Source organism: Streptomyces xingningensis (assembly GCF_054957865.1).
Map to the genome: position 1 here is coordinate 1 of NZ_JBDJPF010000105.1, position 11,747 is coordinate 11,747.

Annotated in this window: 10 protein-coding genes and 1 pseudogene; 8 read left to right on the forward strand and 3 right to left on the reverse strand. The window is 69.1% G+C overall.

Features of this window, described 5'->3' with window-relative positions:
• Window positions 1-109: 109 nt before the first annotated feature.
• Complete coding sequence (locus tag ABCR83_RS31215) at window positions 110-2,212, forward strand: ISAzo13 family transposase (protein WP_462698620.1); 2,103 nt, start codon at window positions 110-112, stop codon at window positions 2,210-2,212.
• Between the two features lie 15 nt (window positions 2,213-2,227).
• Here ABCR83_RS31215 and ABCR83_RS31220 read toward each other — a convergent pair.
• A pseudogene (locus ABCR83_RS31220) lies at window positions 2,228-2,998 on the reverse strand (IS256 family transposase); the annotation flags it as partial.
• A 467-nt stretch (window positions 2,999-3,465) separates the two neighbouring features.
• Here ABCR83_RS31220 and ABCR83_RS31225 point away from each other — a divergent pair.
• From ABCR83_RS31225 to ABCR83_RS31250, 6 genes are all read left to right on the forward strand, one after another.
• Complete coding sequence (locus ABCR83_RS31225) at window positions 3,466-4,053, forward strand: RNA polymerase sigma factor (RefSeq protein ID WP_462698630.1); 588 nt, start codon at window positions 3,466-3,468, stop codon at window positions 4,051-4,053.
• Window positions 4,050-4,856 carry an MGMT family protein gene (locus ABCR83_RS31230; protein ID WP_462698621.1) on the forward strand — a complete coding sequence of 269 codons (807 nt, stop codon included), beginning with the start codon at window positions 4,050-4,052 and terminating at the stop codon, window positions 4,854-4,856. The genes ABCR83_RS31225 and ABCR83_RS31230 overlap by 4 nt, the downstream gene beginning before the upstream one ends.
• A 110-nt stretch (window positions 4,857-4,966) precedes the next feature.
• Complete coding sequence (locus ABCR83_RS31235; RefSeq protein ID WP_462698622.1) at window positions 4,967-5,176, forward strand: hypothetical protein; 210 nt, start codon at window positions 4,967-4,969, stop codon at window positions 5,174-5,176.
• Window positions 5,177-5,351: 175 nt separating this feature from the next.
• Window positions 5,352-5,519 carry a methylated-DNA--[protein]-cysteine S-methyltransferase gene (locus tag ABCR83_RS31240; protein ID WP_462698624.1) on the forward strand — a complete coding sequence of 56 codons (168 nt, stop codon included), beginning with the start codon at window positions 5,352-5,354 and terminating at the stop codon, window positions 5,517-5,519.
• Between the two features lie 591 nt (window positions 5,520-6,110).
• On the forward strand, window positions 6,111-7,706 hold the full coding sequence (locus tag ABCR83_RS31245) for an MDR family MFS transporter (RefSeq protein WP_462698625.1): 1,596 nt from the start codon (window positions 6,111-6,113) through the stop codon (window positions 7,704-7,706).
• 13 nt (window positions 7,707-7,719) lie between these two features.
• The gene (locus tag ABCR83_RS31250) at window positions 7,720-8,463 is read left to right on the forward strand and encodes an SDR family oxidoreductase (RefSeq protein WP_462698626.1); all 744 of its coding nucleotides are present in this window, start codon (window positions 7,720-7,722) and stop codon (window positions 8,461-8,463) included.
• Between the two features lie 370 nt (window positions 8,464-8,833).
• Here the strand turns inward: ABCR83_RS31250 and ABCR83_RS31255 are convergent, their stop codons facing one another.
• The gene (locus ABCR83_RS31255; RefSeq protein ID WP_462698631.1) at window positions 8,834-9,643 is read right to left on the reverse strand and encodes a class I SAM-dependent methyltransferase; all 810 of its coding nucleotides are present in this window, start codon (window positions 9,641-9,643) and stop codon (window positions 8,834-8,836) included.
• A gap of 293 nt (window positions 9,644-9,936) precedes the next feature.
• Complete coding sequence (locus ABCR83_RS31260; RefSeq protein WP_462698627.1) at window positions 9,937-10,269, reverse strand: integrase core domain-containing protein; 333 nt, start codon at window positions 10,267-10,269, stop codon at window positions 9,937-9,939.
• Window positions 10,270-10,314: 45 nt separating this feature from the next.
• Between ABCR83_RS31260 and ABCR83_RS31265 the strand changes: the two genes are divergently transcribed.
• A complete protein-coding gene (locus ABCR83_RS31265) occupies window positions 10,315-11,685 on the forward strand; it encodes an IS30 family transposase (RefSeq protein ID WP_462698629.1) in 1,371 nt (456 codons plus the stop codon).
• The last annotated feature ends 62 nt before the right edge of the window (window positions 11,686-11,747 follow it).

The following is an 11,747-nucleotide window of genomic DNA, read 5'->3' on the forward strand; positions in this document are numbered from 1 at the left end:
AGCGCGGCCGAGCAGGTCTTCCCCAAAGCCCTGCGCCAGAGGTGCACCGTTCACAGAAGCCGTAAAGAATCAAGGTGTTGCTTCTCGTGTCCGGGCTCGTTGCCTTGGTATGGCGGTCCCGGAGGAGATACGTGCCCAACTCAACAGCAGGTTCGCGGTGTTGTTGCCGCATCTGAACGAGCGGCAGCGACGTCTGGCCCTGGCCACCGAGGCCCGGCTGATCGGGCACGGCGGCATACGGGCCGTGGCGCGGATCGCGCAGGTCAGCGAGACGACCGTGCGACGTGGCGTGTGGGAGCTGGAAACGGGGGTCGGGCCGCTGCCGGGCAGCCGGGTGCGGGCGCCAGGCGGAGGCCGCAAGCGGGCCGACGAGAACGACCCTGCTCTGCTCACGGCGTTGTTGGGGTTGGTCGAGCCGGACGAGCGGGGTGATCCGCAGTCGCCGCTGCGGTGGACGACGAAGTCGCTGCGGAACCTGGCCGAGGGGCTGACCCGGCAGGGGCACCCGGTGTCCGCGCCGACGGTTGGCCGGTTGCTGCGACAGGAGGGTTTCAGTCTGCAGGCGAACGTCAAGACCCTCGAAGGTGCCCAGCACCCCGACCGGGATGCCCAGTTCCGCTACATCAACGAGCAGGTCAAGCAGCACCAGGCCGTCGGCGAGCCGGTGATCAGCGTGGACACGAAGAAGCGGGAGCAGATCGGACGGCTGCCCATGGCCGGCCGCGAGTGGCGCCCCGCGGGCGAGCCGGTCGAGGTGGAGGACCATCACTTCTTCTTCAGCGGCCCGGATGTTCAGCAGGCGATCCCGTACGGGATCTACGACATTGCCCGCAACACCGGCTGGGTCAACGTCGGTGTCGACCACGACACGTCGGTCTTCGCGGTCGAGTCGATCCGCCGCTGGTGGCGCTGTCGCGGCAGCCTCGACTACCCGGCCGCGTCGCGGCTGCTGATCACCTCGGACGCGGGCGGCTCCAACGGCTACCGCTACCGGGTCTGGAAGAGCGAACTGGCCGCCCTGGCCGCTGAAACCGGGCTGGCGATCACGGTGTGTCACTTTCCTCCAGGCACAAGCAAATGGAACAAAATCGAGCACCGGCTGTTCTCCCACATCACCCACAACTGGCGCGGCAGGCCGCTGACCAGCCACGACGTCGTCATCAAGACGATCGCCGCCACCCGCACCCGGGCCGGCCTGCGTGTCGAAGCCCAGCTGGATCCCGGTGACTACCCCACCGGCATCGCGATCAGCAAGGACCGCTTCGCCGCGCTGCCGCTGGTCCGGCACGAGGTTCACAGCCAGTGGAACTACACCCTGCTGCCCGAGCCCTCCTCCGCGCCGCAGGCCCTGCCCGCCGGCGAGACACACGGCGTCGCCGACCGGCGCCGCGAGCTTCTCGTCCGCCTGGCCGACCCGCGGCTGACCGGGCTGAGCAGTACGGAACTCGCGGATCTGTGCGCCGAGTTGGCCCCGCACCAGGCCGCCCGATCCCAGGAACGCTACAGCGAGCAACGTGGCGGACGCGCCCGGCGGGCCACCGGCAATCAGCGGGCCAAGCCGCTGTTCGACGACGGCGCCCGGGTGATGCTCACCCTCCTCTACCAGCGGCAGGTGTGCTCGATGAAGCTGCTGGGCGACATGCTGGAGGTGACCCCCACCTGCATCGGTCACCTCGTCGCCGAGACCCGCCGGGTCCTGGAGGACCACGGCCACCAGCCCGGTTACGCCTCCAGCCGGTTCACCACGGCGGACGCGCTGATGGCCTTCCTCGACACCGACCAGACCCCGTCGCGCACCCGGATCATGGACAGCCTGTCCCATCCACGGCTTACCGGCATGTCCCGCGCGGAGCTGGACGAGCTCACTCGCCGCCTCGCCCCACGCCAGGCTGCCCAGGTCGAACGGGCCTCTTACCAGCGCCGGGGCACTGATCGCCAGCCGGGCAGCCGCGGCGGCGTCTTCCCCCAGAAGCTCGGTGACAAAGAGCGCGTCGTGGTCGCCGTCCTCTACCTCCGGAAACTGTGCACCCTGGACGTCCTCGCCGACGCGCTCGGGGACGTGAGCAGGTCCTCGATCGGGAACTTCGTCCGCGAGATCCGGCCCCTGCTTGCGGAAAGCGGACTCCTCCCACCCCCGGCCACCACCCGCTACCGCACCGCCCCCGACCTCCTCGCCGCCACGGACGAAGAAGCCGACACACCAACAAGTTGATTGTTTACGGCTTCAGTGGGTCCTGCACCTCTGCCACGAAGCGCCGGGAAGGGCCGCCCCGATGGCCTCGACCAGGCCCGCGTGGGCGTCGGAGACGACCAGTTGGACGCCGGCCAGGCCGCGGGCGGTCAGGGACCGCAGGAAGGCCAGCCATCCGGCCCCGTCCTCGGAGGAGGCGACGTCGATGCCGAGGATCTCGCGGTGGCCGTCAGCGTTCACCCCCACCGCGACCAGGGCATGGACGTTGACGATGCGGCCGCCTTCGCGGACCTTCTGCGTCAGCGCGTCCAGCCACACGAACGTGTACGGGCCGGCGTCCAGCGGGCGGTCGCGGAAGGCGGCCACCTGCTCGTCCAGGTGCCGGGCCATCGAGCTGACCTGGGACTTCGACAGCTGGGTGACACCGAGGGACTCGGCGAGTTTCTCCACCCGGCGGGTGCTGACACCGAGCAGGTAGGCGGTGGCGACCACGCTGATGAGGGCCTGTTCGGCCCGGCGGCGGCGTTCGAGCAGCCAGGCGGGGAAGTAACTGCCCTTGCGGAGCTTGGGAACGGCCAGTTCGACGGTGCCGGCTCTGGTGTCCCACTCGCGCGGGCGGTAGCCGTTACGGGAGTTGACGCGTTCGTCGCTGACCTGCCCGTACTCGGCCCCGCACAAGGTATCGGCCTCGGCAGACATCAATGCGTCCGCAAAGGTCTTGATCATCGTGCGGAGCAGGTCGGGACTCGCCGAGGCGAGGTTCTCCTCGGTGAGCGCGTGCAAGGGCAGACTGTCGGGTGCGGTCATCGTGCTGATCTCCTTCTGAGACTTCGTCGTCTTGAAGATCAGCCGGTGGCCGTCCATCTATCCGGGCCCTCACCCTGTTACCCGGTCAAACCCCCGGAACGGGCGGGAACCCGTACACCACTTCCGAGGACGCAACCACCTCACCCTGCGCGCCAACTTGCCTCCAGGGCAGGCGGGACGGGTACCGAAGGGGCCGCAGGGCGATCCCGATCGACGAACCGTCACAGCCCAGGCGCCGCGGCTCCGTGCCACAACGGGACTTCCTCCAACGGCGGGATCTCCTCCAACAACCCGACGGACGGCGCGAATTCGGCGCTCAAGACGGCGGCGTGAAGCCCGGCCACTACACCTTCCCGACCGAGCCGCAGCGGCCCGGCAGCTGACGCCGCCCCGGTCGGCACCAGCACCCCGCGGCTTCTTTCCCCATCCGTGCAACCGGACGGAGCCCCCCGGTGTTTTTGTCAGTGATGGACGAGACAGACATGCCACTTTGCGAACGTCTGGCGGCGGATCTGGACGATGGCTTCACGGAACTGGTCCGGGTCCACGTCACAGTGGTCTATGCCTTCTTGCTCCGGATGACGGGAAACGCTGCCGAGGCAGACGACTTGGGCCAAGAGACCTTCCTGCGGGCCTATACGGCATTGCAGGGATACTCCGCGGAACGGCGCTGTGCACTGCGCCCCCGCGCGTGGCTGATGACGATCGCCGCAAACGTGTGGCGCAACCACGTGCGCACCTCCGTCCGCAGGCCCGTCGCCGCCACTCGCGTGGAAGACTCCTGCCAGAACTGGCCCGCCGCGGGGCCGGGGCCGGCCGAACGCGCGGAGACGGCTGCCGACCGGGCGGTGCTGGTCGCGGCGCTCGCCCGACTGCCCGAGCGCGTCCGGGTGGCGGTGGTGCTGCGCCATGTGGTCGGGATGAGCTACGCCGAAGTGGCTGAGGTGCAAGGATGCCCGGTCGGTACGGTCAAGGCCCAGGTGTCGAGGGGAATCGGCACCCTGCGCCAACTACTGGAACCAGAAGCCGCATTGCTGGAGGAGGTGGGGATGTGAACCGGGATGGGGAGAGGGCCGAGCAACCGGACAGCACCGTGGAAAGGGCCCTCGCACAGCTCACGGGTCCCGCCCCAGCGGACTTCGCCGCGCGGGTGCTCCAGCGGGTGGGCATCCCGAGGAACCACTACGACCTGTATCTCCACCTCGACGCGCCCGTCGGCGGGCTCTATGTCGCATACGGGGAGCAGGCCGTGACCGGGGCGGCGCTGGGCGGGACCCTGCCCGGCCCCGAGGCATTCGAGCAGGCGCACCTCGCCCGCACCGGCCGGAGCGCAATCCCCGCGACACGGCCTCTGCCGGGGCTGCGGACCGCGCTGCGCACCGGCCGCACCAAGGACCTGAAGTTCGACCTGCCGGACCTCACCGCGACGGAACGGGCCGCGCTCGACGCGGTGCGCACCATCCCGCACGGGCAGCTGCGGCCGCTCGCCTGGGTGGCGCGCGAGGCCGCGCTGCCCGGCCGCGCCGTCGTCGAGGCCCTGGCGGCCAACCCGGTGCCCCTGCTGATCCCCTGTCACCGCGTCACCTTCGACAACGGCGGCCCCTGCGACCTGGGGGGCTACGGGCCCACGACGGGCGCAGCGCTGCGCGGCGCCGAGGGGATCGACGAAGAGCTGGCGTGGCTGCCCCGCACGGGGACGGTGTTCCTCGGCAGCGGCACCACACGCATCTACTGCCACCCGACCTGCGCCCACGCGCGCCGGATCACCCCACCCCACCAGGTGCCCTTCCGCTCGGCGCGGGCCGCCCGCGAGGCGGGATACCGCGCCTGCAAGAACTGTCGGCCGATAGAAGCGTGAACACTCCGCCCGAGCGGAAGACAGCCGGCCGGAAGACAGCGGCCTGCCACCAGCCACGGAGCCTGGGCAAGGGACAGCCAGCCATGTCGCCCAGCCGGGAGGAAAACCTCATGCGCACCAGAAACCGCAACACAGCGAACGAACCGGTGGGCGCCGTGGTCGTCGCGGAACACCAGACGCCCAGTGGCCGCCTCGCGCTCGCCGCAACCGACGAAGCCCTGCTCTATTGCGGCTTCTTCCCGCCCGAGGCCATACGACGGCGGCTCACCGCGGGTGCGCGCGAATGTCTGGATGAGTCCGCGGCCGACTCCGCCAACTAGCGGTCATAAACCAGGCGCGCGGCCAGCTCGACGACTTCCTCGCGGGAAAGCGGCGCTCTTTCTCCGTACCGCTCGACCTCAGCCTGGCCACGCCCGTTCGGCAAGGGAGTCGTCCTGACGGCCGCTGAGCGCATCCCATACGGCGGGACAGCCACCTACGGAGACTCGCCGCTCGGTGCGCCGCCGCGGCTCCGCGCGGGCGGTGGGAAAGGCCCTGGGGGCGAACCCTCTATGCGTCGTACTGCCCTGCCACCGTGTCATCGGCGTCTCCAGGAGGCTGACCGGATACGCGGGCGGCGTCCAGGCCAAGCGCTTCCTGCTCGATCTGGAAGGCCGAAGCTGAGCTGCACCCAAACAGGCCGTTGTCCGACATCGGCAGGTGTGGCAGTAACTCCCGACCTCCCCCGGCCGACGCGCCCTGGTCTACGGACCCCACTCGGCACCGGATCGCCGATCGCACCCTTGTCCGCCTTCTTCGACCGCGACAGCTCGCCGACCCGCTGAGTCGCCTCGCCTGCCCCGACGCACATCCCCGGGCCGACCGGCCCGGGGATGCAACCGTTCCTGAGCGGGTGGTGTTTCCCTTGTGTATCCCACCGAACCGGATGCCCTGCAGCACACCAACCCCGCCCGGACTCAATCGAGTTGGAGCCCCCGTGACCGAGGCAACGACAGCAGAAGAGAAGGAAGGCGCCGCCCGGCGCCAGCGCGTCCTGCACGTCCCCGCCGGTCAGGACCCGACTATCTGTCCATGGCGTCCCCCCTGGCCCCCGAACGCTTCCCGCACATCGCGGAGATCGGCGCCCGCCACCGCTGAGGGCCGGGAGAAGAACCCGCCCACTGACCCGGCCGACCCGTCGGCCATCCCACACCCGCCGGTCGCACGCACCCCAAGGCGCGCGGCCCGGAACGCGAAGACGCGCGGAAGGCAGCAATGAAAGAGACCGCGCCGACACGTCCGCCGGACGTCGGCAACGCCTCGAGCGAGGCGGCCTTCAAGACAGGTGAGCAAGAAGGCAAAGGCCTGCTGCCCATCGGCTCGACACTGTCCCTGGGCGCCGTCATCGCCCTGCTCAGCACCACCATCGTGTCGGTGGGCATGAGGCGCCTGACCGAGGTGTTCTCCGTGTCCCTGTCCACCGTGCAGTGGGTGAGCACGGCCTATCTGCTCGCGATCGCCATCGTCATCCCCATCGCCGGATGGGCGATGGACCGCTTCGGGGAGAGAGCCCTCTGGCAAGCGTCCCTCGCCGTCTACCTCGTCGGATGTGTCCTGGCCGCCCTCGCCACCACCGTCGGCATGCTGATCGGCGCACGCGTCGTCCAGGGCATCGGCGGCGCCCTGTTCGAGCCCATCATGCTCACGGTGCTCGCCCGCGCCGCCGGACCCAAACGGGCCACCACCGTGCTGAGTATGGTCCAGATCCCCATCACCCTCGCCCCGGTCTTCGGTCCCATGGTCGGCGGTGTCCTCATGGACAACCTCGGCTGGCGCTGGCTCTTCTGGTTCAACGTCCCCCTCGGCCTGCTGTGCGCCGTCCTCGCCCAGCGCATCCTGCCTGCCGACCCACCCCGCGAACAGCGCGGCGCCGCCCGCCTCGATGTGCGCGGCCTGGCTCTACTGCCCGCCGCCCTCGCCGGGCTCCTGCTCGGCTTCTCCCAGCTGGCCAGCGGCGGCGGCATCGGCGCCCCCACCGTCGCCATCCCCTTCATCGCCGGTGCCGCCCTCCTCATCGCCTACGTCATACACGCCCTGCGCCTGCGCGGTGTTCCCCTCATCGACGTACGACTGTTCACCACCGGCCGGTTCACTGCCGCCGCCCTGAGCTCCTTCCTCTTCGGTGCCTCGGTCTACGGCATGATGTTCCTGCTCCCGCTGTTCTTCCAACAGGCCGGCGGCTTCGACGCATGGACCTCGGGCCTGCTCCTGGCCCCCCAGGGCGTCGGCACGGTCCTCATCCTGCCCACCGTGGGACGCCTCGTCGCCCGCTTCGGCCCCCGCACCATCGTCCTCTCCGGCATGGCCCTCGCCGCGACCAGCACCGTCGCCTACGCCCTGCTCGACCCCGCCAACGACACCGCCCTGCTGGTCATCGCCCTCCTGGTGCGCGGCATCGGCCTGGGCACGACCCTCGCCCCCGCACTCTCCACCGGCTTCACCAGCATCGCCCCCCAGAACACCGGCCGGGCCAGCAGCGCCCTGATTGCGTCCATCCAGCTCGGCGGCTCCGTCGGCACGGCCCTGCTCGCCGTCGTCATCCAGCAGCAGCTCACCGACCGCCTCGGCCCCTCCGGCTCCTCCGCGTCGGCCGCCACCGAACCCCGCCTGGCCGGCCCTCTCACGGAGGCGTTCGGCGCCACCTTCTGGTGGACGCTGGGGATATGCGCGGTCGGCGCGGTGGTAGCCCTCTTCCTGCCCCGGCGCCGAGCGCGCGGGCACCCCGGCGGAAACCTGACCCGGCGTCGCACCGCCGCCTCCTACACGGCCGGCACCGGAAGCCACCGTGGGAAACAACCCAAACACCTGTGAGAGGAAGCACAACGTGACACACACTCTCAACGGCAAGGTCGCCCTGGTCACCGGGGCATCCCGGGGCATCGGAGCGGCGGTCGCGCAGCGCCTGGCGGCCGACGGCGCCGCCGTGGCCCTCACCTACTCCCGTTCCAAAGACCGCGCCGAGGAGATCGTCGACGTCATCCGCACCGCGGGCGGATGTGCCGAAGCCATCCAGGCCGACAGCGCCAAGGACGAAGACATCGCCGCCGCCGTCGACGAGACCGTCCACATCCTGGGCAGCCTGGACATTCTCGTGAACAATGCGGGCGGGGCCACTTTCGCCCCCGTGCAGGACCTGCCTATCGACGCCATCGACACCATGATCAACGTCAACATCCGCGGTGTGGTCATCGGGATCCGCGAAGCGCTGCGCCACCTCCCGGACGGGGGCCGCATCGTCACCATCGGCAGCATCAACGCCGACCGTATGCCCTTCCCCGGCGGCTCCATATACGGCATGACCAAGGCGGCGGTCGCAGGCCTGACCCGCGGCCTGTCCCGGGAGCTGGGTCCCCGCAACATCACTGTCAACAACGTCCAGCCCGGCCCGGTCGACACAGAGGCCAACCCCGCGAACGGCCCCATGTCCACCGGCATGCTCAGCTGGATGGCGCTGGACCGCTTCGGGCGGGCCGAGGAGATCGCGGCGATGGTCTCCTACCTCGCCGGCCCCGAGGCCGCGTTCGTCACCGGCGCAAGCCTGGATATCGACGGTGGCTTCGGCGCCTGACCCACCCATTCCCGGCACCGTCCTGACCGCTCTGCCCGGGGCAGGACGGCACCAACGGAACACTGCGATGCGTTGGTTTGATGCCAGTGAGAGTTACCAGTGATTGCATGCCAGTTGCTCGCATTGTGGTTGCTGTTGCTGGTGGACGGGCGGTAGGTGCTGACTGATCGGTTGTCACGACGCGTTGCGTCCTGCCCTTTGCCGCCGTCACGGGAACCGACGGCCACATCCAAGGCAAGACCGGCCAGCGCGAAGACGGTCCCACTCGACTGGAAACCGACCGCAAGTGGTTCAAAATCTCCCTCGGCCTCAAGAGGCTCGTGCACGTCGGTCCGGGAAATTCCGGTGCCCGTTCTGCGCCCTCGACCTGCTACTGCTCAACGCTCTCCAACGACGCGCCAATCAGGTAGTAGTCGAGGATCCTCCGTTCATAGGCCCATAGAAAGTTCCGCGGCCAGGTCCCCTCGGCCCACTGCCGACCCAGCCAGAGGTCCCACCCGGGCCAGACATGCCGCCCGATCGACTCGGCACGCACCCCAGTTAGCCCAGCCGCCGCGAAGGCCTCCGTGAGCGCTGTCACCGGTCGCGCAATGTCCAGGCCGTTCGCATACGTGTCCAGCAGGCCCGCTAGCTCCCCGGGCCGGCCCGGCGCGTCGTCCGTGAAGAAGCTCGCCACGGCCACCCGTCCACCGGGCCGCAACACCCGCACCGTCTCGGCCGCGAAAGCGGCGAGATCCGGGAAGTGCTGCGCGGCCTCCACACTGACGACCGCGTCGAACTCACCATCCGCGAACGGCATCCGTTCCGCGGCTCCCCGTGCAAACCGCAGCCGCCCCTGCTCCTGCCGCAGCAGACCGGCATGTGCGCCACGCGCCCGCTGCAACTGCTGCGGATGAATGTCCATGCCGGTGACGGCGGCCGGTCCGTACTCACGCAGGGCCAGCGCGCACCCCATCCCCAGCCCGCAGCCCACTTCCAGGACCTTCAGGCCCCTCAACGGGCCGACGGAGTCCAGGACATGCCGGTAGAGGTCTTCCTGGCTGCGGATCCGTTCCGCCTCGCCGAGCGGGGTGTCCAGGTCGATGGCGCGCCAGTAACCGAAGTTGATGAATCCCCCGGCGAAGATCGCCTCCCCGCTCAGGTCAGCGGGACCATACGTCTCCTGCACCACGGGACGCATGGGAGGACAGGACTGCCGAGCACTGTCTGCCATGAAGGAGCACCTCCTGGAACCGCAAGCCGTCATGCGACACACCATGGTGGCATCCCCTGACAGCGCCCCTCCGGAGTTGACGACCGCCCTCCGACAGCCCTGAGAGAAGCCGACCTCGCCGAACGAGCTTGTCCCGGCGAAACCGCGCTTGCACGGGTGTTCGCAGATCGCGTGGGCGGGGTGCCTTGTCGGTCAGAGTCATGTCCGGCCTGGCACGGATGCGTCAGTGTGTCAATCCCCTGAAAACGTAGAGTCCTTGGTTATGCAGCCAGGACCTTTTGGCTGGTCTTGGCGCGTGCTTCGCTGATGACGCGTTCGAACTCCACCGGAGGCAGGCCGTCGGCCGCGCTGTGTCTGCGGCGGGTGTTGTAGAAGCCGGTGATCCAGGTGGCGATCCTGACCCGGGCCTCGGAGCGGGTGGTGAAGACGTGCCGGTGGATGTACTCGACCTTGATGAGCGAGTTGAAGCTCTCCGCGGCGGCGTTGTCGAGTGCCGAGCCCACGCGCCCTATCGACCGGACGACGCCCAGCTTCCGACACAGGGTGTTGTACGCCTCGCTGGTGTACTCCTTGGGTTCAACCAGTCGTTGCAACACTCCTGATCAGAGGGGTGTGTTGTGGGACGGCCAGCGGGTTGGATGACGGAGTTGACAGGGCGATCGCCGATGAAGTCACCGGGGCGGCCGTCGACGCGGCGGGAGATCGAGCGCCTGTTCTGGCTTGAGATCGCCAAGGGTCTGACCAGTGAGGATGCGGCCGTTGCCGTCGGGGCAGCGCCTGCGGTGGGAACGCGGTGGTTCCGGCATGCTGGCGGGATGCCGCAGATCGATCTTGCTGTCTCGGGCCGCTACCTCTCGTTCGCCGAGCGGGAGGAGATCGCTCTGCTCCGCGCGCAAGGTGCCGGGGTACGGGAGATTGCCGAACAGCTTGGCCGGGCACCCTCGACGATCTCCCGGGAACTGCGGCGCAACGCGGCCACACGTGGGGGCCGGCTCGAGTATCGGGCCTCAGTCGCGCAGTGGAAGGCCGACCTGGTGGCCCAGCGGCCGAAGGAGGCAAAGCTGGCCGGGAACGAGCGGCTGCGGGAGTACGTTCAGGACCGCTTGCTGGGAGTGATCCGATCTCCGGACGGCACGGTGCTTCCCGGGCCACAGGTTCCTAGGTGGAAGGGGCGCAACAAGCCCCATCGCAACGATCGCCGGTGGGCGAACGCCTGGAGCCCGGAGCAGATTTCAGCCCGACTGGAGATCGACTTCCCTGAGGACAACTCCATGCGCATCAGCCACGAGGCGATCTACCAATCTCTCTACGTCGAGAGCCGCGGCGGCCTCAAGCGAGAGCTCGTGGCCTGTCTGCGCACAGGCCGCGCTCTGCGCGTTCCCCGGGCGAGAGCGCGTAACAAGCCGGGCGGCCACGTCACCGAGGACGTGGTGATCAGCCAGCGGCCCGCCGAAGCGGCCGACCGCGCCGTGCCCGGCCACTGGGAAGGGGACCTGATCATCGGACTGAACCGGTCGGCGATCGGAACTGTCGTGGAACGAACGACCCGCTACACGATGCTCATTCACCTGCCGCGGGCCGAGGGCTACGGCATCATCCCACCGACCAAGAACGGTCCCGCACTCGGCGGCTACGGGGCAGTGGCCATGAAGGATGCCCTGGCTACCACGATGACAACCATGCCCGACCAGCTTCGTCGCTCACTGACCTGGGATCGTGGCAAGGAGCTGTCCGCTCATGCCCAGCTCACGGTCGAGACCGGGCTGCCGGTCTACTTCGCAGACCCGCACGCCCCGTGGCAGCGGGCCACGAACGAGAACACCAACGGGCTGTTGCGCCAGTACTTTCCCAAGGGCACCGACCTGTCCCGATGGAGCACCACCGAACTGGCCGCCATCGCCTCGGTCCTCAACTCCCGTCCCCGCAAGGTCCTCGGCTGGAAGACACCCGCGGAAGCCCTCAACGATCATCTACGATCAGCACAAGCCGGTGTTGCGACGATCGATTGAATCCGCCCTCGCTGCCGCGGTCGGAATGGTAGATCACGCCGTCCACCGAACCGCCGCGTGTG